General features: G+C 76.2%; 25 protein-coding genes. 19 read left to right on the forward strand and 6 right to left on the reverse strand.

The features are described 5' to 3' along the window. The first annotated feature begins 189 nt into the window (after positions 1–189). From lepB (MN205_RS17320) to MN205_RS17355, 8 genes are all read left to right on the forward strand, one after another. Entirely contained in the window at positions 190–855 is a 666-nt protein-coding gene (lepB, locus tag MN205_RS17320) for a signal peptidase I (RefSeq protein ID WP_242129555.1), read from the forward strand. Then, positions 852–1,619 (forward strand): signal peptidase I, encoded by a 768-nt coding sequence (gene lepB, locus MN205_RS17325; protein ID WP_242129556.1) that lies wholly within the window; start codon positions 852–854, stop codon positions 1,617–1,619. The genes lepB (MN205_RS17320) and lepB (MN205_RS17325) overlap by 4 nt, the downstream gene beginning before the upstream one ends. An 8-nt stretch (positions 1,620–1,627) precedes the next feature. Next, a complete protein-coding gene (locus MN205_RS17330; RefSeq protein ID WP_242129557.1) occupies positions 1,628–2,383 on the forward strand; it encodes a ribonuclease HII in 756 nt (251 codons plus the stop codon). Positions 2,384–2,390: 7 nt separating this feature from the next. Beyond that, positions 2,391–2,717 (forward strand): DUF2469 domain-containing protein, encoded by a 327-nt coding sequence (locus MN205_RS17335; protein ID WP_242129558.1) that lies wholly within the window; start codon positions 2,391–2,393, stop codon positions 2,715–2,717. Between the two features lie 111 nt (positions 2,718–2,828). Continuing rightward, a complete protein-coding gene (locus tag MN205_RS17340; RefSeq protein WP_242129559.1) occupies positions 2,829–3,188 on the forward strand; it encodes a YraN family protein in 360 nt (119 codons plus the stop codon). Further along, on the forward strand, positions 3,188–4,759 hold the full coding sequence (locus MN205_RS17345; protein WP_242129561.1) for a YifB family Mg chelatase-like AAA ATPase: 1,572 nt from the start codon (positions 3,188–3,190) through the stop codon (positions 4,757–4,759). The genes MN205_RS17340 and MN205_RS17345 overlap by 1 nt, the downstream gene beginning before the upstream one ends. Continuing rightward, positions 4,756–5,958: a DNA-processing protein DprA gene (gene dprA, locus MN205_RS17350; protein ID WP_242129563.1), complete on the forward strand. Its 1,203-nt coding sequence runs from the start codon at positions 4,756–4,758 to the stop codon at positions 5,956–5,958. The genes MN205_RS17345 and dprA overlap by 4 nt, the downstream gene beginning before the upstream one ends. 169 nt (positions 5,959–6,127) lie before the next feature. Continuing rightward, positions 6,128–7,297 (forward strand): RtcB family protein, encoded by a 1,170-nt coding sequence (locus MN205_RS17355; protein ID WP_242129564.1) that lies wholly within the window; start codon positions 6,128–6,130, stop codon positions 7,295–7,297. 49 nt (positions 7,298–7,346) lie between these two features. On the opposite strand, the gene MN205_RS17360 is transcribed toward MN205_RS17355, so the two are convergent. Beyond that, positions 7,347–7,706 (reverse strand): Lsr2 family protein, encoded by a 360-nt coding sequence (locus tag MN205_RS17360; RefSeq protein WP_242129565.1) that lies wholly within the window; start codon positions 7,704–7,706, stop codon positions 7,347–7,349. A gap of 215 nt (positions 7,707–7,921) precedes the next feature. Here MN205_RS17360 and MN205_RS17365 point away from each other — a divergent pair, with 215 nt between their 5' ends. Continuing rightward, positions 7,922–8,920 (forward strand): tyrosine-type recombinase/integrase, encoded by a 999-nt coding sequence (locus MN205_RS17365; protein ID WP_308220299.1) that lies wholly within the window; start codon positions 7,922–7,924, stop codon positions 8,918–8,920. Positions 8,921–9,012: 92 nt separating this feature from the next. Then, positions 9,013–9,996 (forward strand): RNA polymerase sigma factor WhiG, encoded by a 984-nt coding sequence (gene whiG / locus MN205_RS17370; RefSeq protein ID WP_374115977.1) that lies wholly within the window; start codon positions 9,013–9,015, stop codon positions 9,994–9,996. A gap of 30 nt (positions 9,997–10,026) precedes the next feature. On the opposite strand, the gene MN205_RS22060 is transcribed toward whiG, so the two are convergent. The 3 genes from MN205_RS22060 to MN205_RS17385 all read right to left on the reverse strand — a co-directional run bounded on the left by MN205_RS22060 (position 10,027) and on the right by MN205_RS17385 (position 12,239). Further along, positions 10,027–10,593 carry a murein hydrolase activator EnvC gene (locus MN205_RS22060; RefSeq protein WP_242129567.1) on the reverse strand — a complete coding sequence of 189 codons (567 nt, stop codon included), beginning with the start codon at positions 10,591–10,593 and terminating at the stop codon, positions 10,027–10,029. A 105-nt stretch (positions 10,594–10,698) separates the two neighbouring features. Further along, positions 10,699–11,076 (reverse strand): TraR/DksA C4-type zinc finger protein, encoded by a 378-nt coding sequence (locus MN205_RS17380; RefSeq protein WP_242129568.1) that lies wholly within the window; start codon positions 11,074–11,076, stop codon positions 10,699–10,701. Continuing rightward, the gene (locus tag MN205_RS17385) at positions 11,073–12,239 is read right to left on the reverse strand and encodes a pyridoxal phosphate-dependent aminotransferase (RefSeq protein WP_255820572.1); all 1,167 of its coding nucleotides are present in this window, start codon (positions 12,237–12,239) and stop codon (positions 11,073–11,075) included. Before MN205_RS17385 ends, MN205_RS17380 begins: the two co-directional genes overlap by 4 nt. Positions 12,240–12,506: 267 nt before the next feature. On the opposite strand from MN205_RS17385, the gene rpsB reads away from it, so the two are divergent. The 7 genes from rpsB to MN205_RS22065 all read left to right on the forward strand — a co-directional run bounded on the left by rpsB (position 12,507) and on the right by MN205_RS22065 (position 18,723). After that, complete coding sequence (gene rpsB, locus MN205_RS17390; protein ID WP_242129570.1) at positions 12,507–13,442, forward strand: 30S ribosomal protein S2; 936 nt, start codon at positions 12,507–12,509, stop codon at positions 13,440–13,442. Positions 13,443–13,537: 95 nt separating this feature from the next. Then, positions 13,538–14,365: a translation elongation factor Ts gene (gene tsf / locus MN205_RS17395; protein ID WP_242129572.1), complete on the forward strand. Its 828-nt coding sequence runs from the start codon at positions 13,538–13,540 to the stop codon at positions 14,363–14,365. Between the two features lie 188 nt (positions 14,366–14,553). Beyond that, positions 14,554–15,300, forward strand: a complete 747-nt coding sequence (gene pyrH / locus MN205_RS17400; RefSeq protein WP_374115978.1) for a UMP kinase — start codon at positions 14,554–14,556, stop codon at positions 15,298–15,300. Between the two features lie 73 nt (positions 15,301–15,373). Beyond that, a complete protein-coding gene (frr, locus tag MN205_RS17405) occupies positions 15,374–15,931 on the forward strand; it encodes a ribosome recycling factor (RefSeq protein ID WP_242129577.1) in 558 nt (185 codons plus the stop codon). Beyond that, positions 15,928–16,803, forward strand: a complete 876-nt coding sequence (locus MN205_RS17410) for a phosphatidate cytidylyltransferase (RefSeq protein WP_242129579.1) — start codon at positions 15,928–15,930, stop codon at positions 16,801–16,803. The genes frr and MN205_RS17410 overlap by 4 nt, the downstream gene beginning before the upstream one ends. Before the next feature lie 200 nt (positions 16,804–17,003). Next, a complete protein-coding gene (gene rlmN / locus MN205_RS17415; protein ID WP_305037236.1) occupies positions 17,004–18,107 on the forward strand; it encodes a 23S rRNA (adenine(2503)-C(2))-methyltransferase RlmN in 1,104 nt (367 codons plus the stop codon). 28 nt (positions 18,108–18,135) lie between these two features. Further along, positions 18,136–18,723, forward strand: coding sequence for a DivIVA domain-containing protein (locus MN205_RS22065; RefSeq protein ID WP_242129583.1), 588 nt, complete (start codon positions 18,136–18,138; stop codon positions 18,721–18,723). Between the two features lie 102 nt (positions 18,724–18,825). On the opposite strand, the gene MN205_RS17425 is transcribed toward MN205_RS22065, so the two are convergent. Both MN205_RS17425 and MN205_RS17430 read right to left on the reverse strand, forming a co-directional pair. Continuing rightward, positions 18,826–19,227, reverse strand: coding sequence for a TIGR03618 family F420-dependent PPOX class oxidoreductase (locus MN205_RS17425; protein ID WP_242129585.1), 402 nt, complete (start codon positions 19,225–19,227; stop codon positions 18,826–18,828). A 38-nt stretch (positions 19,228–19,265) separates the two neighbouring features. After that, positions 19,266–20,366: a serine protease gene (locus MN205_RS17430; RefSeq protein ID WP_242129586.1), complete on the reverse strand. Its 1,101-nt coding sequence runs from the start codon at positions 20,364–20,366 to the stop codon at positions 19,266–19,268. A 201-nt stretch (positions 20,367–20,567) separates the two neighbouring features. Between MN205_RS17430 and dxr the strand changes: the two genes are divergently transcribed. Continuing rightward, positions 20,568–21,749, forward strand: a complete 1,182-nt coding sequence (gene dxr / locus MN205_RS17435; RefSeq protein ID WP_374115979.1) for a 1-deoxy-D-xylulose-5-phosphate reductoisomerase — start codon at positions 20,568–20,570, stop codon at positions 21,747–21,749. Then, positions 21,746–23,077, forward strand: a complete 1,332-nt coding sequence (locus tag MN205_RS17440; RefSeq protein WP_242129588.1) for an RIP metalloprotease — start codon at positions 21,746–21,748, stop codon at positions 23,075–23,077. Before dxr ends, MN205_RS17440 begins: the two co-directional genes overlap by 4 nt. Positions 23,078–23,177 lie beyond the last annotated feature (100 nt).

Genomic DNA, 23,177 nt, shown 5'->3' on the forward strand with positions numbered 1-23,177 from the left:
ACGACGTCCGGCACGACGGGCCGGGCCCCCACGGGGGCCCGGCCCGTCGTCGTCCCGCGGCTCCTCCACGGCTCCCTCACGCCTGCGCCGCGTCGCGACGGCGTCCCCGCAGGACCCGGGCACTAGGATCGGGCAGCGCCCGGGTCCGCCTGCCGCGCGACCGCAGCAGCCCACGCCGCCAGGAGCCCCGTGACGACCACCCAGCCGACGACCGCGCCACCGCGCAGGCGGCGGACGTCGCCCGGGGCCCGCGCCGTCGCGGTCCTCGCCGTCGCGCTCCTGGTGGCCCTGGTGCTGCGCAGCTTCGTGGTGCAGACCTTCTCCATCCCCTCCGACTCGATGAGCCCCACCCTCGAGCCGGGCGAGCGCGTCCTCGTCTGGCGGGTCGGGGCGCAGGACGTGCAGCGCGGCGACGTCGTCGTCTTCGACGGGACCGGCACCTTCGCCCCCGCTCCCGAGGAGCCGCGGGGCCTCGCCCGCCTCGGCGCAGCCCTGGGCTCGCTGCTCGGCTTCCACCCGGGCGAGAGCGACTACGTCAAGCGCGTCGTCGGCCTGCCCGGCGAGCGCATCGCCTGCTGCGACGAGCAGGGGCGCCTGACGGTCGACGGCACCCCCCTGGACGAGCCCTACCTGCACCCCGGCGACAGCGCCAGCGACGTGGAGTTCGACATCGAGGTCGCCCCGGGACGGGTGTGGGTGATGGGCGACCACCGCAGCGAGTCCGTGGACTCCCGGTCCCACCTCGCCGCACCCGGCGGGGGAACCATCGCCCTGGAGGACCTCGTGGGTCGCGTCGTGGCCGTCAGCTGGCCGTTGTCCGAGATCGAGGTCGTCGGCCGCGGGGAGGGCGAGTGAACGCCGAGGAACCCGCGCGCGAGCGGGACGCACCCGAACCCCCGGCCGAGCCGGGCGCGGCCCGCCCCGCGCGTCCCCGCGGCGGTGGCGTCGTGGCCGCCGTGCGCGAGACCGTCCTCGTCGTCGCGGTCGCCCTCGTCATCTCCCTGGTCGTCAAGACCTTCCTGCTGCAGGCGTTCTACATCCCCTCGCAGTCCATGGAACGCACCCTCGACATCGGCGACCGCGTCGTGGTGAGCAAGCTGACCCCCGGCCCGTTCACGCTGCACCGGGGCGACGTCGTGGTGTTCGCCGACCCGGGCGGCTGGCTGGCCGAGACCCCCGAGCCGGAGCGCAGCCCCCTGGGTGCCGTCGTGGCCGACGTGCTCACCTTCGTCGGCCTGCTGCCCGAGGACTCCGACGAGCACCTCATCAAGCGCGTGGTCGGCCTGCCGGGCGACCACGTCGTGTGCTGCGACGCGCAGGGCCGCACCACCGTCAACGGCGAGCCGGTCGACGAGAGCGGCTACCTCTTCCCCGACGCCGAGCCCAGCCGGGACCCCTTCGACGTCGTCGTCCCCGAGGGCCGGCTGTGGGTCATGGGCGACAACCGCGCCGAGTCGGCCGACTCCCGCTACAACCGCGGCGCCCAGTACGAGGGTTTCGTGCCCCTGGACCACGTCGTGGGCCGCGCCCACGCCGTCGTGTGGCCGCTGGACCACCTGGACTGGCTGGGCACCCCCGACGCGTTCGACGACGTCCCCGGCCGCTCCGGGGTCGGGTGAGCCGCCCGGTGAGCCCCGCGGGCGCGCGCCGCGCACCCACCGCGCCCACGCTGCGCCTGGAGCGGTCCCTGCTGCGCGCCGGCCACCACCTCGTCGCCGGCGTCGACGAGGTGGGCCGGGGGGCGCTCGCGGGGCCGGTGACGGTGGGCGTGCTCGTCGTCGGCCCGGGCACCCCGACGGCGCCGCAGGGCCTGCGCGACTCCAAGCTGCTGACCCCCTCCGCCCGCGACGACCTGGCCCCCCGGCTGCGCGGGTGGGCGCAGGCGTGGGCGGTGGGGCACGCGGAGCCGGCCGAGGTGGACGCGCTCGGCATCACCGCCGCCCTGCGGTTGGCGGGCCGGCGCGCGCTGGCGCAGCTGCCGGTCGCCCCCTCGGTGGTCGTCCTCGACGGCGCGCACGACTGGCTCAGCGATCCGGCCGGTGACGCCCTGCCGGGCCTGGCCGGGCCGGAGCAGCCGTGCGCCGCCCCGCCCGTGACCACCCGCGTCAAGGCCGACACCACGTGCGCCTCGGTCGCCGGCGCCAGCGTGCTGGCCAAGACGGCGCGCGACGCGCTCATGGCCGAGCGGCACGCCGCGCACCCGTGCTACGACTGGGCGGCCAACAAGGGCTACGGCGCCCCCGGGCACCTGGCGGCCATCGCCGCGCACGGCCGTTGCCCCCAGCACCGCCTCAGCTGGCGGCTGCCCGCCGCGGCGCTGCCCACCGGAGTGCTGCCGGCCCCGCGCGGCGCCGACGACGCCCGCGGGACGCGGAGGGCATGATGGTGCCGTGAGCGCCGAGGACCTGGAGAACTACGAGACCGAGATGGAGCTGCAGCTCTACCGGGAGTACCGGGACGTGGTGTCCCTCTTCTCGTACGTGGTCGAGACGGAGCGGCGCTTCTACCTCGCCAACTCCGTCGACCTGCAGGTGCGCACCGGCGACGGGGAGACGTACTTCGAGCTGAACCTGCACGACGCCTGGGTGTGGGACGTCTACCGCCCCGCGCGGTTCGTGCGCGACGTGCGCGTGGTGACGTTCAAGGACGTCAACGTCGAGGAGCTGCAGAAGCGCGACATCGAGGTGCCCGACACCCCTCAGCTGCGCGAGCGCTGACGCGCCGCGCTCTCCACAGGCGGCGCGCGCACCCCCCGCGACGCACCGCGCTGTGGACGGCGCGGGCCCGGGGCGCCCGCCCGGCGAGGGTGCGTGCCGGAGGTGGTGCGCGTGGGCGCGAAGGACGAGGTCGGGCGCTACGGCGAGCGGCTGGCGGCCCGCCGGCTCGGTGAGGCCGGCATGACGGTGCTGCAGACCAACTGGCGCTGCCGGGCCGGGGAGATCGACATCGTGGCCCGCGACGGGGACTGCCTCGTGGTGTGCGAGGTCAAGACCCGCCGCAGCACCCGCGCGGGCAGCCCCCTGGAGGCCGTCACACCCGCCAAGGTGGCCCGGCTGCGGCGCCTGGCGGGGGAGTGGCTGCACGCCCACCCGGGGCTGCGGCCGCCGCACGTGCGCCTGGACGTGGTGGCGGTGACGCTGCCGGTGCGCGGGGCGGCGCACGTGGAGCACCTGCGCGGGGTGTCCTGATGGCCCTGGCGCGGGCCCTGGCGGTGGGCCTGGTCGGCCTGGAGGGCCACCTGGTGCAGGTGGAGGCCGACATCTCCGGCGGGCTGCCGGCGTTCGTCCTCGTCGGGCTGCCCGACGCCTCCCTGAGCGAGGCGCGCGACCGGGTGCGAGCCGCCACGGCCAACTCCGGCCACCGGCTGCCGCTGCAGCGCCTCACGGTCAACCTCTCCCCGGCGACGCTGCCGAAGTCCGGTTCCTCCTTCGACCTCGCCGTCGCGGTCGCCGCGCTCACCGCCGCCGGGGTGCTGCCCGCCGAGGCCTCGGCCGGCGCCGTGCACCTGGGTGAGCTGGGCCTGGACGGCAGCGTCCGGGCGGTGGACGGGGTGCTGCCGGCGGTGCTGGCCGCCGCCCGCGCGGGCGTGCGCACCGTCGTGGTGCCCGCCGCCACCGCGCAGGAGGCGGCCCTGGTGCCGGGGGTGCGGGTGCGCGGCGTCCACCGGCTCGCCGAGCTCGTCGCCGACTACCGCGGCGAGGCCCCGCCCGAGCCGGCCGACGACCCCACCGCCCTCCTCGCGCCACCCGCCGCGCCGGCGCTCGCGGAAGCTGCCGCCCCGGACCTGGCGGACGTCGTGGGGCAGGCCGAGGCGCGCTTCGCGCTGGAGGTGGCCGCCGCCGGCGCCCACCACCTGCTGCTGAACGGCCCGCCCGGTGCGGGCAAGACGATGCTCGCGGCCCGGCTGCCGGGGCTGCTGCCGGACCTCGACGAGGAGGCGGCCCTCGAGGTCACCGCGGTCCACTCGGTCGCCGGCACCCTGCGGGCTCGCACCGGTGCCGGTGCCCTCATCACCCGGCCCCCGTACGAGGACCCCCACCACACCGCCTCCGTGGCGTCGGTGGTGGGCGGAGGCACGGGGATCCCCCGGCCCGGGGCCGCCTCCCGCGCCCACCACGGGGTGCTCTTCCTCGACGAGGCGCCCGAGTTCGAGAGCCGCGTGCTGGAGGCGCTGCGCCAGCCGCTCGAGCACGGTGAGCTCGTGCTGCACCGCGCCCGCGGAGCGGCCCGCTACCCGGCCCGCTTCCAGCTCGTGCTGGCCGCCAACCCCTGCCCGTGCGGGCGGGCCGTCGGACGAGCGCTGGAGTGCACCTGCACCCCGAACGCCCGGCGGCGCTACGCGGCGAAGCTGTCCGGGCCGCTGCTGGACCGCGTCGACGTGCGGGTGGAGGTGCGGGCCGTCACCCGGGCGGAGGTGGCCGACGCCGTGCCCGGCGAGAGCACCGCCGTGGTCGCGGCCCGCGTGCGGGCCGCGCGCACCCTCGCCGGGGAGCGCCTGCGCCCGCACGGGGCCCGGTGCAACGGTGAGCTGCGCGGGCCGCTGCTGCGCGGCCCGCTGCGCCTGCCGCCGGCCGTCACCGCCGACCTCGACCGCGCCCTGGAGCGCGGGGCGCTGACCCTGCGCGGCGTGGACCGCGTCCTGCGGGTCGCCTGGACGGTGGCGGACCTGCGGGGAGCACCCGCTCCCGACCGCGACGACGTCGGGCGCGCCCTGGCCCTGCGCGGTCTGCCGGGCGGCCCGGCGGGAGCGGCGGCGTGAGCGGCGGCGCACGAGGCGAGCACGTCGCCGCACCGCCGCCGCTGCGGCACGCGCCGCCGGCGCTGCGCGCCGCCCTGGAGGACGAGCGGTTGGCGCGTGCCGCGTGGAGCCGGCTGGCCGAGCCCGGTGACGCGGCCGCGGCTGCACTGGTCGCCGAGGTCGGCGCGGCCCTGGCGCTGGAGGCCGTCGTCACCGGTCGCGGCCCGCAGCGCTGGCGCACGCGCCTGGAGGACACCGACCCGGCCGCGGACCTGGCCCGCGCACGGGCGGTCGGCGGCCGGCTCGTGGTCCCCGGCGACGACGAGTGGCCCACCGGTGTGGACGCCTTGGCCCGCTGCGGCGCGGGCGAACGGCCCTCGGGGGCGCCGCTGGCGCTGTGGGTGCGCGGTCCGGTCCACCTGGCCGAGGCGGTGCGCCGCAGCGCCGCGCTCGTCGGTGCCCGCGCCTGCACGCCCTACGGCGAGCACGTCACCTCCGAGATCGCCGCCGGCCTCGCCGACCGCGGCTTCGGCGTCGTCAGCGGCGGCGCCTACGGGGTGGACGCCGCCGCCCACCGCGCCGCCCTGGCCGTGGGCGGTGTCAGCGTGGCGGTCCTCGCCGGCGGTGTGGACCGTGCCTACCCGGCCGGCAACACCGCCCTGCTGGGGCGCCTGGCCCGCGAAGGCGCCCTGGTCAGCGAGGTGCCCTGCGGGTCCTCGCCCACGAGGTGGCGCTTCCTGGAGCGCAACCGCCTCATCGCGGCGGCGACGTGCGGCACGGTGGTGGTGGAGGCCGCGTGGCGCTCGGGGGCCCTGTCCACCGCCGACCGCGCCGAGCGGCTGCTGCGGCCGGTCGGTGCCGTCCCCGGCCCGGTCACCTCCGCAGCGTCGGCCGGCTGCCACCGGCTGCTGCGCGAGCGCGGCGCGGTCTGCGTCACCTCCGCCGAGGAGGCGGCCGAGCTCCTCGCGCCCGTGGGGTCCGTGCCGGCGCCGCCGGCGCCCGCCGTGCCGCGGCGCCCCTTCGACGGGCTCGCCCCCGACGAGTTGCGCGTGGCCGAGTCCCTGCCGCGCCGCGGTGCCGCGGACGTGGAGCGCATCGCCAAGGCGGCCGGGCTGGAGGTCGCCGCCGTCCACGCGCTCCTGGGGCGCCTGGAGCTCAGCGGTACCGCGGAGCGCGCCGGAGCGGGCTGGCGGCTGGGGGCCGCCGCCCGGCGCGGGTGAGGAGCGCGCCACCGGCGCGCTCGCGGGGTGCCGGTGGCGCGGGTACGAAGGGGTGGGGGAAAACCGGTGGGCGCGGGCGCCGGCCACGTCTACCGTCGATCCTCGTGCCCGCGACGAGAGCCGTTGCGGGACAACCGGTGCCGGGCACCGGTGCAGGAAGGGGCAGGACGTGGAGAAGCTGGACGACAAGCTGCTGAACTGGGCGTCGATCCTGGACGACGGCACGCGCCGGCAGGCGCTGGCCACCGCGAGCCTGCCGTTCATCCACCCGCACGTCGCGCTCATGCCCGACGCGCACCTCGGCAAGGGCGCGACCGTCGGCTCGGTCATCCCCACCGAGGGCGCCATCATCCCCGCGGCCGTGGGGGTCGACATCGGCTGCGGCATGATCGCGGTGCGCACGCGGTTCACGGCCGACCGCCTGCGCGGGAAGGACCTGGCGGTGCTGCGGACCTCGATCGAGCGCAGCGTGCCGCTGTCCGCCGGCGCCGCCAACCGGGAGGTGAGCGCCACGGCCGCCCCGAGGATCGCGGAGCTGGAGCGGCTGGAACCCCACCGCGCCGCGTTCCGGGAGTCCCTGGTGCCGCGCTGGCGGCTGGCGCTGGGCTCCCTCGGCTCCGGCAACCACTTCATCGAGGTGTCCGTGGACGAGGGCGGCACCGTGTGGCTGTTCCTGCACTCCGGCTCGCGGGGGCCGGGAAACAAGCTGGCGGTGCACCACATCGCCGTCGCCCGTGAGCGCGCCCGCCGGGAGGGGCTGGAGCTGCCCGACCGGGACCTGGCCCACCTCGTCGAGGGCACGCAGGAGTTCCACGACTACCTGGCGGACCTGTACTGGGCCCAGCACTTCGCGCTGCTCAACCGCGAGGAGATGATGGACCGGGTGACCGCCCGGCTGGGGGAGTTCCTCGGTGAGCCGGTGCAGGAGGACGAGCGCATCAACTGCCACCACAACTACACGGCGCGCGAGGAGCACTACGGGCGCCGGGTGTGGCTGTCCCGCAAGGGCGCCATCGACGCCTCGACGGGCCGGCCCGGCCTGATCCCCGGTTCGATGGGCACCGCCAGCTACGTCGTCGTCGGCAGGGGGAACCGGGAGTCGTTGAACTCCTCCCCGCACGGTGCCGGGCGGGTGTTCAGCCGCACCGCCGCGCGCAAGCGGTTCACCCGCGAGCAGTTGCGTGACGCCATGAGCGGCATCGAGTACCGCGACACCGACGCGTTCCTCGACGAGATCCCGGCCGCCTACAAGGACGTCGACGTCGTCATGGCCGACGCCGCGGACCTCGTCGAGGTCCGGCACACCCTGCGTCAGGTCGTCAACGTCAAGGGCGACTGAGCGAGGGCGACGGGGCCGCGGTCGCGGNCGCACCGCCGCGGCTGCGCGGTCAGCCGACCGCGCGCCGGTACTGCTCGACGACCTCGGACTTGATGCGGCCGCGGTCGCTGACCTCGATGCCGTTCTCGCGCGCCCAGGCGCGCACCGCGGCGCCGTCCACACCGTCGCCCGCCGACCGGGAGGCGGCCGAGCCGCCGGCCGCGGAGCCCGCCGGGGCGGAGGAGCTGCGCCGGCCGCCGACGCGCCGGCCGTGCTCGACGTACAGGCTCAGGGCCCGTCGCAGCTTCTCGGCGTTCTCGGTGTTCAGGTCGATCTCGTAGTGGTCGCCCTCGACGCCGAAGCGCACCGTCTCGCTCGCCTCGCCACCGTCCACGTCGTCGGTCAGGACCACCGTCGTCCGCTGCGCCACTACCTCGCCCCTCGTGCGTGCCGACCGGGGCACGCTCGTCGTGCACCGGGCTCGCGGCACGGCGAGCGTCGCTCCGTGCACCGCGGGCGCCGGTCATCCTGGCACGCGGTGCCCGGCGCGGCGCCCGGTGCGGTGCCGGGCCGGCAGCGTGTCCCCACCCCCGTTCCCGGCGCGGCGGGCTTGCCGCCCGGCGCGGGACGGGGGACGGTGCGGCGGTGGACGACGTGCGCGCTCAGCGGCTGGAGGACCTGCTGGACGACTTCGCGACCCACCTGCGCGCCGAGCGCAACCGCTCGCCGCACACGGTGCGCGCGTACCGCTCCGACGTGCGCGACCTGCTGGTCGCGACAGTCCCCGCGGACGACGGTGGCCGCCTGGACCTGGACCTGCTGTCCCTGGCGGACCTGCGCGCCTGGCTGGCGGGAGCCGCCGGGGACCGCGCCCGTTCCACCCTCGCCCGCCGGGCGGCCGCCGCGCGCACCTTCACGGCCTGGGCGGCCCGCACCGGCCGGGCCTCGGCGGACGCGGGCCTGCGGCTGCGGGCACCGCGCCGCACCTCCCCGCTGCCGCACGTGCTGACCGCCGGCCAGGTCGAGCAGCTGCTGCGGGTGGCGGGCGAGGCCGCCGACGCTGGACCGGGTGCTGGAGCGGGCGGCGGGACGGGGAGCGACTCCGGGACCGGGGGACGCCCGGACGGGCGGCCCGACCCGATCGCCCTGCGCGACGCCGCGGCCGTCGAGCTGCTGTACGCCACCGGCTGCCGCGTGGCGGAGGTCGTCGGGCTGGACCTGGACGACGTCGACCACGGGCAGCGCACCGTGCGCGTGCTCGGCAAGGGTGACCGGGAACGGGTCGTGCCCTACGGGCTGCCCGCCCAGGACGCGCTGGAGCGCTGGCTCGCGCAGGGGCGTCCCCAGCTGGCCGGGGAGCGTTCCGGGCGCGCGCTGCTGCTGGGGCGGCGCGGCGGGCGCGCCGGCCAGCGCCAGGTCCGCGAGGCCGTGACGCGCCTGGCGGCACGGGTGCCCGGGGCGCCGGCCACGGCACCGCACGGTCTGCGGCACGCGGCGGCCACGCACATGCTCGACGGGGGAGCCGACCTTCGTAGCGTTCAGGAGTTGCTTGGTCACGCTACGCTGACAACGACGCAGATCTACACGCACGTCTCCGTCGATCGCCTGCGGAGATCGCACCGTCAGGCCCACCCTCGGGCCTGACGCACCGGGGGGAGGACACGGTGGACGCACCATCGGGGCAGCGGCGCGCCGCGACCGCGCGACCCGCACGTTCCGGAGCGGCCGTGCAGGTGGTGACCGGCGCGCCCGGCAGCGGCACCGACGAGGCCGTGGAGCAGGCCGTCACGGACGGGGCCACCACGCCGCAGGCACCCGCCGAGCAGCAGGCACCCGCCGAGCAGCAGGCACCCGCCGAGCAGCAGGCACCCGCCGAGGAGGTCCGCCCCGCCGGGCGGCCGCAGGCCAACGCCCGCTTCAGCAGCCGCAGGGGCCCGGCCACCCCCGAGCAGGAGGAGGCCGAGGCGCGCCTGCGCGCGATGTGGGTGGAGTTCAAGGCCACCGCCGACGCGCTGGTGCGCGAGAAGCTGATCATGCACTACTCACCGCTGGTGAAGTACGTCGCCGGCCGCGTCGGCGTGGGCCTGCCGCCCAACATCGAGCAGGCCGACCTCGTCTCCTACGGCATCTTCGGCCTCATCGACGCGATCGAGAAGTTCGACATCGAGCGCGCCATCAAGTTCGAGACGTACGCCATCTCCCGCATCCGCGGGGCCATCATCGACGAGCTGCGCGCCATCGACTGGATCCCGAGGTCGGTGCGCAGCAAGGCCCGCGAGGTGGAGCGCACCTACGCCACCCTCGAGGGGGAGCTGCACCGGACCCCCACCGAGGCCGAGGTCGCCGAGCGGATGGGCATCCCGCTCGCGGACCTGCACCACATCTTCAGCCAGGTCTCCTACGTCAACGTCGTCGCCCTGGACGAGCTGCTGAGCGTCTCGGGCGAGAAGGGCGACAAGCTCTCCCTGGTCGACACCCTCCAGGACACGCGGGCCGAGGACCCCGTGACGGCCTTCGAGGGGGAGGAGACGAAGTTCCTGCTGGCCCGCGCCATCAACCAGCTGCCCGAGCGGGAGAAGATCGTCGTCACCCTCTACTACTACGAGGGCCTGACGCTCGCCGAGATCGGCCGCGTCCTCGGCGTCACGGAGTCGCGCATCTGCCAGATGCACACCAAGGCCGTGCTCCAGCTGCGCGGCAAGCTCAGCGACACCGGCTGAGGCCGGGTGCCGGCCGGGCGCGGGACCCGGTCAGGCCGGCCGTCCCAGCGGCAGCAGCACCGGCGCCGCGGCCGGCGTCAGGAACGCCAGGGGGTCCAGGTAGTCCTCGCCCCGGCGCACCCCCAGGTGCAGGCACGCCCGCTTCCCGCAGTGCGCCCCCTCGGCCAGCGCGGCGAACGGCTCACCCCGCGAGGTGCGGGCGCCCACGGCCGCGCTGGCGGTGACCGGCTCGTAGGTGCTGCGCAGCCCGCCGGCGTGCTCCAGCACCACCACGCCCCGGCCCGCCACCGGGCCGGCGAACACCACGACGCCGTCCTGCGGCGCCAGCACGGGCTGGCCGACGCTCGCGGTCAGGTCCAGCCCGCGGTGGCCGGGCGCGTAGCGGCCCACCTCGTCGTAGCCGCGCAGCACCGCCGGGCGCGGGTGCAGGGGCCAGGCCCACCCCGCCCACCCCGCGCCGGGCGCGGGCCCCGCCGGCTCGGGGGCGGCGGGCGCAGCGGCGGCCTCGGGGACGGCCGGGACGGCGGGGGTGGTGACGAGGGCCGCGGCGAGCAGGGCGGTCGACAGGGCCGTCAGGGGTGCGGCGGAGGAAGGCACCCCCGCAGGGTGGCTCCGGGGTGCCCGCCCGCGGTGGGCGCGGGCGGCGCGCTGTGGACGGACCGGTCCCGCAGGCCCCTGCGGAGACCGCGGGGCACCGGTTCCTCAGCGACGTCCCGACCGGTGCGGTGGACCCGCCGCGGCGCAGGTGACGCACGTCGTCGCCCACGGCCGGGCGGCCAGGCGCCCGGCCGCGATCGGCAGCCCGCAGCGCTCGCACCGCCCGAAGCCCGGCTCGTCGAGGCGACGCAGGGCATCCGACAGCAGCACCAGTCGCTCGCGCACCTGCCCGAGCACGGCGGCGACCTGCGCCCGCTCGAACGCCGTGGTCGACCCCTCGGGGTCGTGCTCGTCGTCGGCGCTGCCCTCGGCGGCGACCTCGAGGGCGCTGGCGAGCTCGCGCTCCAGGGCGCTCGCGCGCTCGCGGGCCGCGGCGCGCTCGGCCTCCAGCGCCGCGCGCACGTCGTCGTGCGCCGCGCTCACCGCGGCCTCAGCGCCTGCAGCCGTTCGCACGCCTCCAGCAGCACCGCGTCGGACTTGCAGAACGTGAAGCGCACCAGCGGCCGCGCGGCTCGCGCGGCGGGGCCGTCCGGCGTGCAGAACGCGGCGACCGGGACCCCCACGACCCCCGCCAGCTCCGGCAGGGCGCGGCAGAAGGCGGTGCCGTCGTCGAACCCCAGCGGTCGCGGGTCGGCCACGGTGAAGTAGGTGCCCTGCGGCACGCCCACCGCGAAGCCCGCCGCCACCAGCCCCTCGTGCAGCAGGTCCCGACGGCGCTGCAGGTCCGCGGCCAGGTCCCGGTAGAAGCCGTCGCCCAGTCCCAGCGCCCGCGCCACCGCCGGCTGGAACGGCGCGCCGCCGGAGTAGGTGAGGAACTGCTTGACGGTGCGCACCGCCGCGACCAGGTGGGCCGGTCCGGTGACCCAGCCGATCTTCCAGCCGGTCACCGAGAACGTCTTGCCGGCCGAGGAGACCGTGAGCGTCCGCTCGGCCATCCCGGGCAGGGTGGCCGGGGGCACGTGCCGGGCGCCGTCGAAGACGAGGTGCTCGTAGACCTCGTCGGTGACGACGACGGCGTCGTGCTCGACGGCCAGGTCGGCCACCGCCGTCAGCTCCTCGCGGGTCAGGACGGTGCCGGTGGGGTTGTGCGGGGTGTTCAGCAGCACCAGGCGGGTGCGGGGGGAGAAGGCGGCGCGCAGCCCCTCCCGGTCCAGCGCGAAGCGCCCGGAGCCGTCCTCGGCGGGCAGCAGCGCCACGGGGCGCTGCACCGCGCCGGCCAGCGCGATCACCGCGGCGTAGGAGTCGTAGGCGGGCTCCAGGACGACCACCTCGTCGCCGGGCTCGGCCAGCGCGAGCACGGCCGCTGCGACGCCCTCGGTGGCGCCCGCGGTCACCAGCACCTGGGTGGCCGGGTCCAGCTCCAGGCCGTGGAAGCGGCTCTGGTGCTCGGCGACGGCCGCCAGCAGCGCGGGCGCGCCCACACCCGGCGGGTACTGGTTGTGCCCGGTGCGGATCGCCTCGGCGGCGTCGGCGAGCAGCGAGGCCGGGCCGTCGGTGTCGGGGAAGCCCTGCCCCAGGTTCACCGCCCCCGTGCGCAGCGCCAGTGCCGACATCTCGGCGAAGATCGTGGGGCCGAAGCGGCGCATGCGCCGCACGACACCACCGCGGTCGAGGCTGGTGCTCACGAGCCGTAGACTAGGTGGGCACGTCGTGCGCGCTCGTCCCTGCGGGAGGTGCGCGGTCGGCGTGACACCGCGCCCCCGCTACCCGCGTCGCGCGGAGCCACCCCTCTCGGTCCGCCGTGCCCCGGCGGTCGGGGTGCGCTGCCGGGGGCCAGGCGCGACGGACCGGCCGGTCCGCCGCGGAGAACCGATCGGCCCCCGCCGCGGGGGCCGGCACGAGGAGGACCACCCATGGCCGTCGTGACGATGCGCCAGCTGCTCGAGTCCGGTGTGCACTTCGGGCACCAGACGCGCCGCTGGAACCCGAAGATGAAGCGCTTCCTGTTCACGGAGCGCAACGGCATCTACATCATCGACCTGCAGCAGTCGCTGTCGTTCATCGACCGCGCCTACGACTTCGTCAAGGAGACCGTCGCCCACGGCGGCTCGATCCTGTTCATCGGGACGAAGAAGCAGGCCCAGGAGCCCATCGCCGAGCAGGCCCGCCGCGTGGGGATGCCCTACGTGAACCAGCGCTGGCTGGGCGGCATGCTCACCAACTTCTCCACCGTCTCCAAGCGGATCGCGCGCCTGCGCGAGCTCGAGGAGGTCGACTTCGACGACGTGGCCGGCTCCGGCCTGACGAAGAAGGAGCTCCTGGTCCTGCGCCGGGAGAAGGAGAAGCTGGACAAGACCCTCGGCGGCATCCGCGACATGTCCAAGGTGCCGTCCGCGGTGTGGATCGTCGACACCAACAAGGAGCACCTCGCCGTCGACGAGGCCAAGAAGCTGAACATCCCGGTCGTGGCGATCCTGGACTCCAACTGCGACCCGGACGACGTCGACTACCGCATCCCCGGCAACGACGACGCGATCCGTTCCGTCACGCTGCTGACCCGCGTCATCGCCGACGCCGTCGCGGACGGCCTGCAGGTCCGCCACGGCGGCGGCAGCACCACCGACGCCGAGCCGCTGGCCGCCTGGGAGCAGGACCTGCTCGCCGGCTCCGAGAACATCCAGACCGGCGGCTCCGAGAGCATCGCCACCGCCGAGGGCTCGGACCGTCCGGAGGCCGCAGCGGCGGCCGCCGCCACCGGCCAGGACGCTGAGGCCGTCGCCCTCTCCGGCGACGAGCCCACCGAGGCCGAGGCCCCCTCGCAGACCGTCGGCGCCAGCACCCAGGCCTGACCGCGAACGCCCCGGGCCGGCAGCGGCCCGGGGCGTCCGTGCGTCCGGCCCACCCACCTCGAGATCGTCCCGACACCCCAGGAGGAGAAGGACCGATGGCTGCGTACACCGCCGCTGACGTCAAGAAGCTGCGCGAGATGACCGGCGCGGGCATGCTCGACTGCAAGAACGCGCTCGTCGAGGCCGAGGGCGACTTCGACAAGGCCGTCGAGCTGCTGCGCATCAAGGGCCTCAAGGGCGTCACCAAGCGCGAGGGGCGCGACGCCTCCAACGGTCTCGTGGCCGCGCACGTCGACGGCGGCGTGGGCGTGCTGGTCGAGGTCAACTGCGAGACGGACTTCGTCGCCAAGGGCGAGCGGTTCATCGAGCTGGCCGACCGCGTCCTGGCGCAGGCCGTCGCGACCGGTGCCGCCGACGCGCAGGCCCTGCTCGCCTCCGACATGGACGGCAGGACCGTCCAGGAGGTCCTCGACGAGGCCAACGCGACGATCGGCGAGAAGATCGTCGTCAACCGCGTCGCCCGCGTGGAGGGCACCCACGTGTCCTCCTACCTGCACAAGACCGCCAGCGACCTGCCGCCCACCATCGGTGTGCTCGTGGCCCTGGACTCGGCGAACGACGAGCTCGGCCGCGACGTCGCCATGCACGCGGCGGCCATGTCGCCGATCTACCTCAGCCGCGACGAGGTGCCGGCCGAGACGGTCGAGAACGAGCGCCGCATCGCCGAGGAGACCGCGCGCGAGGAGAAGAAGCCCGAGGCCGCGCTGCCCAAGATCGTCGAGGGCCGCGTCAACAGCTACTTCAAGGACAACGTCCTGCTGGAGCAGCCCTTCGCCAAGGACTCCAAGCAGACGATCACCAAGCTGCTCGCCTCGGCGGGCGTGCAGGTGACGGGCTACGCGCGCATCCGCGTCGGCGCCTGACACGCTCCACCGCGGGGCGGGTGGACTTCCGGTCCACCCGCCCCGTTCGCGCGTCCGGAACCCGCCGCACCCGTCCGGACCAGCGCACCGCCGGCGCGCGCCGTCCCGCGCGCGCCGGTGCGGCACACTTCCCGAGAGCCGACCCCCGCACTGAGGAGAACCGCGTGCCGGACACCACCGAGCCGAGCCTGACCGTCGACCTGGAGGCCGGCACGGTCCACCCCGCGCCGAAGTACCGCCGGGTCCTGCTGAAGCTGTCGGGGGAGTTCTTCGGCAACGGCTCGGTGGGCGTGGACCCCGACGTCATCGCCCAGGCCGCCCGCGAGATCGCCACCGGCGTCAAGATGGGCGTGCAGGTCGCCATCGTCGTCGGCGGCGGCAACTTCTTCCGCGGCGCGGAGCTGTCCCAGCGGGGCATGGAGCGCAGCCGCGCCGACTACATGGGCATGCTGGGCACGGTGATGAACGCCCTGGCCCTGCAGGACTTCCTCGAGCAGGCCGGTGTGGACACCCGCGTCCAGACCGCCATCACGATGGGACAGGTCGCCGAGCCGTACATCCCGCGCCGCGCCATCCGGCACATGGAGAAGGACCGCGTGGTCATCTTCGGCGCGGGCGCGGGCATGCCGTACTTCTCCACGGACACCGTGGCCGCCCAGCGCGCCCTGGAGGTGCGCGCCGACGCGGTCCTGATGGCCAAGAACGGCGTCGACGGCGTCTACACGGGCGACCCGCGCAAGGACCCCACCGCCACCAAGATCGACCAGATCACCTACTCCGAGGCGCTGCAGCGGGGGCTGCGCGTGGTCGACACGACCGCCTTCAGCCTCTGCATGGACAACGGCCTGCCGATGGTCGTCTTCGGCATGGAGGGCCAGGGCGTGGCGCGCGCGCTGCGAGGTGAGAGGATCGGCACGCAGGTGACCGCCGGCTGAGCAGCGCCGGGCCCCCGGGCCCGCCGCTCACCGCGATCACCCTCACGCGCCGGAGCAGGACGAAGGGACCACCGTGATCGACGACACCCTCCTCGAGGCCGAGGAGAAGATGGACAAGGCGATCGACGTCGCCAAGGAGGACTTCGCCGCCATCCGCACCGGCCGGGCGAACGCCGCGATGTTCCACAAGGTCCTCGTGGACTACTACGGCGCGCCGACGCCGCTCCAGCAGCTGGCCTCCTTCCAGATCCCGGAGGCCCGCTCGGTGCTCATCACGCCGTTCGACCGCGGCGCCATGGGCGAGATCGAGAAGGCGCTGCGCAACTCCGACCTGGGGGTGAACCCCGGCAACGACGGCCAGGTCATCCGCGTGGTGCTGCCGCAGCTGACCGAGGAGCGGCGCAAGGACTACATCAAGCTCGCCCGCACCAAGGCCGAGGACGCGCGCGTCTCCCTGCGCAACGTGCGCCGTCGCGCCAAGGAGGAGCTGGACCGCATCGTCAAGGACGGTGAGGCCGGCGAGGACGAGGTGGCGCGCGCCGAGAAGGACCTCGAGGCCACGACGAGGAAGCACGTCGAGGTCGTCGACGACCTGCTGAAGAACAAGGAAGCGGAACTCCTGGCGGTGTGAACGCGCCCGCACCCGACGCGGCCACCGGCGCCGCGCGCACCCCTCGCGCCGGGCGCAACCTGCCCGCCGCCGCCGGCGTGGGGCTCGCGCTCGGCGCGCTGCTGCTGCTGAGCCTGTTCGTGCGGCCGGAGGCGTTCGTCGTCCTGGCCTCCGCCGCCGTCCTGTACGGCACGATCGAGGTGGTCCGGGCCTTCCGGGCCCACCACCTGCGGGTGCCGCTGCTGCCTCCCGTGGTGGGCACGCTGGCGATGCTGCCCGGCGCCTACCTCGGCGGCGGTGAGACCCTGCTGGTCGCCTACGCGCTGACGGTCTTCGCGGTGCTCGTGTGGCGGGTGGTCGACACGGGTGGCGACCACGGCAGCCCGATCGAGGTGCCGGCCGTGCGCGACGTCGCCGGCGGCGTCTTCATCGTCTCCTACGGGCCGTTGCTGGGTTCGTTCGCGATGCTGATGCTCGCCGCCCCCGACGGCCCCTGGCGGGTGCTGCTGTTCGTGCTGCTCGCGGTGGCCAGCGACATCGGCGGCTACGCGGCGGGCGTCTTCCTCGGCAAGCACCCGATGGCGCCCTCGGTCAGCCCGAAGAAGTCCTGGGAGGGCACGGCGGGTTCCCTGCTGACGGGCGCGGTCCTCGGCGCGGTGTGCCTGCCCCTGATGCTCGGCGGGCCGTGGTGGGGCGGCCTGCTGCTGGGCCTGGTGACGGTCGCGGTCGCCGTCCTGGGCGACCTGTCGGAGTCCATGCTCAAGCGCGACCTGGGCATCAAGGACATGGGCGACCTGCTGCCCGGTCACGGCGGGGTCATGGACCGGCTGGACTCGCTGCTGCCGACCGCGCCCGTCGTGCACCTGCTGCTGGTCGCCCTGCTCGGCTCCTGAGGAGCGGGCCCGCGTCGCTCGGGGGTCGCGGATCCGGTGCGCGGGCGCCTTACCATGGGAGGACCATGCCGACTTCCCCCGCCCCCGCCACCACGGCGGACAGCCCCCAGGACGCCCCGCAGGACTTCAGCCAGGACTTCGCCCGGGACGCGGACCGCCGTCCGCTGCCGCTGGCGCCCGCGAGCCCGGGCGCGCTGGTGATGACGGCCCCGCGCCGCGGCAAGCCGCCGCGCCACTTCAGCGACCTGGAGCCCGGTGAGCGCGCCGCCGCGGTGGCCGAGCTGGGGGAGAAGCCGTTCCGCGCCCGCCAGCTGGCCACCCAGTGGTTCGAGCGGCTGGAGGACGACCCGGCGCGCATGACCGACCTGCCGGCCGCCGGCCGGCAGCGCATCGCCGACGCCCTGCTGCCCACCCTGCTCACGCCGGTGCGCACCCTCACCGCGGACGGCGGCACCACCGTCAAGACGCTGTGGCGGCTGCACGACGGGGCGCTCGTCGAGTCCGTCCTGATGCGGTACCGCAACCGCGACACCCTGTGCGTGTCCAGCCAGGCCGGCTGCGGCATGAACTGCCCGTTCTGCGCGACCGGCCAGGCCGGGCTGACCCGCAACCTGTCGACCGCCGAGATCGTCGAGCAGGTCCTGGCGGCCTCGCGCGCCCTGGCCCGCGGCCAGGTCGCCGGTGGGCCCGGCCGCGTCTCGAACGTGGTCTTCATGGGCATGGGGGAGGCGCTGGCCAACTACCGCTCCGCGGTGGCCGCCGTGCGCCGCCTGACCGCTCCCGCCCCGGACGGCGTGGGCATCTCCGCCCGGGGCCTGACCATGTCGACCGTCGGGCTGGTGCCGGCGATCGACAAGTTCGCCGCCGAGGGCATCGCCGCCACCCTGGCGCTGAGCCTGCACGCCCCCGACGACGAGCTGCGCGACGAGCTCGTGCCGATCAACCGCCGCTGGAAGGTCGCCGAGGCGCTCGACGCGGCCCGGCGCTACTTCGACGCCACCGGCCGGCGCGTCAGCATCGAGTACGCCCTCATCCGCGACGTCAACGACCAGGCGTGGCGCGCGGACCGCCTCGGCAAGCTCCTCAACGCCCGCGGGCGCGGCTGGGTGCACGTCAACCCCATCCCCCTGAACCCCACGCCGGGCTCGAAGTGGACCGCCAGCGACCCCGCGGTGGAGCGGGCGTTCGTCGCCGCCCTGGAGGCGCGCGGCGTCCCGACCACCGTGCGCGACACGCGCGGCAGCGACATCGACGGCGCCTGTGGTCAGCTCGCCGCTGTCGCCCCCGAGCAGCCGCGCGCGTGAGCGGGGCTCCCGCGACGGGGGTGCTGCGGTGACGCAGGAGCTGGAGGAGCGCGGGGAGCGGACCGGCGCGCTCGGTCGCCGTCCGCCGCGCACGGGCCGGTGGCGGCGCGGGTACCGCGTCGCCGACGTCGACGCCTTCCTCGACCACGCCGCGCAGGCGGTGCCCGCCCGCCGGCTCGGCTCGGCGCAGGTGCGCGCCGTGGGCTTCGGCTCCCAGTTCGGCGGCTACGACGTGGCGGCCACCGACGAGGCCCTCGCGCGGCTGGAGGACCGGCTGGCCCGCCTCGAGCGCGTGCGCGCGCTCTCGGGCGGGGCGCAGCGCCAGTGGGCCGAGCGGCACGCCGCGCTGAACGCCGCCGTGCTGGGGCGCCTGGACGAGCCGGACGGCGAGCGCTTCCCCCGCGCTCGCGGCCTGCGCCGCGGCTACCGCCCCTCCGACGTGGACGCCCTGTGCACGCTGCTCGCCGAGCGGTTCGCCGGCGGTGCGCGCCTGGAGGCCGAGGACGTGCGGGGGGCGCTGTTCCGGCCGCGCCGGGGCCGCCGCGGGTACCGGGAAGCCCCCGTGGACGCCTTCCTCGACCGCGTCGTGGAGCTCATGGTCTCCCACGAGCCCTGACGCGGGCGCCGGGCGGCGCCGGCGCGACCGGACCGGTACCGGCGCGGCCGGTGGCCGGGGTGGTGGCCGGGGTGGTGGCCGGGGTGGTGGCCGGGGTGGCCGTCAGTCCCAGGGCGGCACCGACCCCAGCACCCGGTCCACGGCGACGGCCACCACGACGCGCTGCGGGTTGGCACGGGGCACGCGGTAGCGCTCCGCGTAGCGGCGCTCGGCGTCGGTGACGTCCTCGGCAGCCGTCAGCACCCGCGCCGGCCCCTCCAGCGCGAGCCAGCGGCGCCCGTCGACCTGCGCCACCACGGCGCGCGTGCCGCGGCGGGCGTGCACGGCCTTGCGCGAGGTCCCCGAGGTGATCACCCGCACCGTCAGCGTCTCCGGCTCGAAGGTGAACCCGACGGGCACCACGTGCGGCGAGCCGTCCGCGCGCAGGGTCGTCAAGGTCGCCAGGTGCCGCTCGCGCAGGAAGTCCAGCGCGGCGGGGGGCAGGTCGTGCGGGTCCAGGGCCACGGGGCGAACCTACGCGCCGCGCCGCTCGCCCGGGCCGCTCAGGGCACCGGCACCGCGGCAGCCTGCTCGTACAGCGCCCGCTCGACGTCGCCCAGGCGGGGGCCGTAGAGGCGCTCGGGAGCGGCGCTGTAGCTGAAGCTGACGACGGAGGTGACGGTGCCGGTGCCGGCCGCGGGGTCGAACCCGGACAGCCACGGACCGCCGCTGGACCCGCCGCCCATGTCGCACAGCGTCCCGTGGTCGGTGGTGCCGCCCGCGTCGGGGAAGCGCCAGCCGGTGCAGTGCTGCAGCGTGAACCCGTCGCCGACGCGGCCCGCTGCGGGGTAGCCGAAGACGGTCACCCGGTCCAGGGGGGCGCCGAAGGCGATGTCCAGGGCACCCGTGGTGCCGGCGAGGGTGGCGCCGTCGCGCCGCCCCACCACCACGAAACCGACGTCGTGGTTCAGGGCGGCCGGAGTGCTCTGGTCCTCGTCCAGCCACTCGCGGGTGGTGAAGGCGCGGGCCGCCGGCCAGCGGCCGTACGGCTCGGAGGTGCCGTCGAGGCCGGGCACGTAGATGACGTTCTCGGAGGTGTGGCCCCGCTCGGTCAGGCAGTGCCCCGCCGTGACGACGACGCTCTCGTTGCCCGAGCGCACGCTGCTCGCGGAGCACTCGTACGGCAGCCCGCCCTGCGTGAAGTAGAGCCGGCCGATCTTCGGGGTGACGGCCGGCTCGCCCCTCCACGGCGTGGCGACGCTGATCGCGCCGCCGGTGACGACGTCGGCCGTGCCGCGCTGGCGGCGCACGACGGACGGGACCGGGTCGGCGGCGAGGGTGCGCACGGCGTCCGCGGACGGCTGCACGTCGCCGGCCGTCTCCCCGGACGCCGCGGCGCCCCCCGTCCCGGCCGCGTCGAGGACAGCCACGTCGGGGGTGGCGGGCCGCGCGGCGGCCATCCGCTCCGGCGTCCAGTACTCCAGGGCGGACGTCTGCGCGGCACCGTCGACGCGCGAGAGGAGCTCGGCGCCGCCGGTCGCGCCCGTCACCGCCGCGGCCGGGGAGGCGGCGGTGGCCAGGGCCGCCGGTGCCGCGGCCGCGGTGGCGAGGGCAGCGAGGGCTGCGGTGAGGCCGCTGGTCCGGCGGCGTGGGGTGGCGGGCATGTGGGCTGTCCTCCCGTGGAGCGGTGCGCTGGGCCCATCCTGGCCGATGTCGCGACCCGGCGCGGCGGCCCGTGCGGACCGGCCGGTCCCTCGCAGTCGGGGGGACGCCGTCAGAATGGCCCCGTGAGCACAGACCTGCTGCCCGCCGCGCCCGTTCCGCACCCCGCTGGGGCGGGCCCGTCCGGCCCGTCGCCGGAGCCGGTGCGCGAGGTGGTGCTGCTGGGCGGCACCGGGTCGGTGGGGACCCAGGCGCTCGACGTGGTCGCCGCCGCGCCGGACCGCTTCCGCGTGGTCGCGCTGGCCGCCGGCGGCGCGGACGTCGACGCCCTGGCCCGCCGGGCCGTCGAGCACGAGGTGGCGCTGGTGGCCGTGGCCCGGGCCGAGGCGGAGGCCCCGCTGCGCGAGGCGCTGGCGGTGCACGCGCGCGCCGCCGGCCGCACCGGCTGGGCTCCGCGGGTCCTGGCCGGCCCCGACGCGGCGGCCGAGGCGGCCGCCCACCCCTGCGACGTCGTCCTGAACGGCATGACGGGCTCGGTGGGGCTGCGCCCGACGCTGGCGGCGCTGGCCGCGGGCCGCACCCTGGCGCTGGCGAACAAGGAGTCCCTCGTCGCGGGAGGTCCGCTGGTCACCCGCGCCGCGGCGCCCGGGCAGGTGGTGCCGGTGGACTCCGAGCACTCGGCCCTGGCGCAGTGCCTGCGCGGCGGGGCGGCGGGGGAGGTGTCGCGCCTGGTGCTGACGGCCAGCGGCGGCCCGTTCCGCGGGCGCCGGCGCGCCGAGCTGACCTCCGTCACCCCCGAGCAGGCGCTGGCCCACCCCACGTGGTCGATGGGCCCGGTGGTCACCACGAACTCCGCCACGCTGGTCAACAAGGGGCTGGAGGTCATCGAGGCCTCGCTGCTGTTCGGCATCGGCTACGAGCGCATCGAGGTCGTCGTGCACCCGCAGTCGGTGGTGCACTCGATGGTGGAGTTCACCGACGGCTCCACCCTGGCCCAGTGCTCGCCGCCGGACATGCGCCTGCCCATCGCGCTGGGGCTGGGCTGGCCGCGGCGGGTGCCGGGCGCTGCGGCGGCCGTGGACTGGACGCGGGCGGCGAGCTGGACGTTCGAGCCGCTGGACGCCGAGGCGTTCCCCGCGGTGGACCTGGCCCGCGAGGCGGGCCGGCGCGGCTCCACCGTGCCGGCGGTCCTCAACGCCGCCAACGAGGAGTGCGTCGCGGCCTTCCACGCCGGGCGCCTGCCGTTCCTCGGCATCGTCGACACCGTCGCCCGCGTCGTCGGCGAGCACTCCCCGGGCGGCGACCCGCGCGACGTGGAGGACGTGCTGGCCGCCGAGGACTGGGCGCGCGCCCGCGCCCGGGAGCTGACGGGGACGGCCGCGTGAGCGAGGTCCTGCTCTGGGTCGTCGGGATCCTCGTGGCGGCCGTCGGTGTGGCGGTGTCCATCGCCCTGCACGAGGTGGGCCACCTGGTGCCGGCCAAGCGCTTCGGCGTGAAGGTCACCCAGTACATGGTCGGCTTCGGCCCCACCCTGTTCTCCCGCCGCCGGGGCGAGACCGAGTACGGCGTGAAGGCGATCCCGCTGGGCGGCTACATCCGCATGATCGGGATGTTCCCCCCGCAGCCGGGGGACGCACCGGGTCGCTCGCGGGCGAGCTCGACGGGCCGCTGGGCCCTGATGGCCGAGGAGGCCCGGGCGGCCAGCTTCGTGGAGATCGGCCCGGGGGAGGAGCAGCGGACCTTCTACCGGCTGCCCGTCGCGAAGCGCATCACGATCATGTTCGGCGGTCCGTTCGTCAACCTGCTGCTGGCGCTGGTCCTGACCGCCGTGGCCGCCAGCGCCATCGGCGCGCCGGGGCTGGTGCCCACCGTCTCCTCCGTCTCGCAGTGCGTGCTGCCGGCCGGGACCACCGCCTCCGAGTGCGGCCCGGACGACCCGCCGGCGCCCGGCGCGCGGGCGGGTCTGCAGCCCGGTGACACCGTGCTGTCGTTCGCAGGGCGCCCGGTGAGCGGCTGGGAGCAGCTCTCGGACCTCATCCGGGCCTCCGGCGGCCGCGAGGCGCAGGTCGTCGTCGAGCGCGACGGGCGCCGGGTGGAGCTGACCGCCACCCCCGTCCTCACGCAGCGCGCGGTGCTGGACGAGCGCACCGGCGAGCCCACCGGTGCGGTGGAGGAGGTCGGCTTCCTCGGCGTCTCCCCGAGCATCGCGGTGGTGCGCACGCCCCTGGCCGAGGTGCCGGGCGTGGTGGCCGGGCAGGTCGCCGACGTGGCGAACATCGTGCTGCGGCTGCCGCAGCGGCTGGTGGACGTGGCGCAGGCCGCCTTCGGCAGCGAGGCGCGCGACCCGAACGGGCCCATCGGCGTGGTCGGCATCGGCCGCATCGCGGGCGAGCTGAACGCGCGGCCCGCGATCATCCCCGGCGACGAGCTCGCCGAGCGCACCTCCCGGCTCGTCTCGCTCCTGGCCGGGCTCAACGTGGCGCTGTTCGTCTTCAACATGATCCCGCTGCTGCCCTTCGACGGCGGGCACATCGCCGGCGCCCTCTGGGAGCTGCTGAAGAAGGCGCTGTTCCGGCTGCGCGGGCGGCCCGACCCCGGCCCGGTGGACGTGGCCAAGGCGATGCCGGTGGCCTACGGGGTGTCCCTCGTGCTCATCGGGATGAGCGCCCTGCTGCTGTACGCCGACATCGTCCGGCCCGTCACGCTCGGCTGAGGGCCGGCGACCCCACCGCGTGCGCCCTGCGTGAACAGCCGGTGGTGCGGCGGTGCGGACGGTGCCCCGTGGCCCTGCCCGCCGCCGCGCGGGTCGATAC

Source organism: Kineococcus sp. TRM81007, assembly GCF_022669155.1.
Classification (GTDB): Bacteria; Actinomycetota; Actinomycetes; order Actinomycetales; family Kineococcaceae; genus Kineococcus.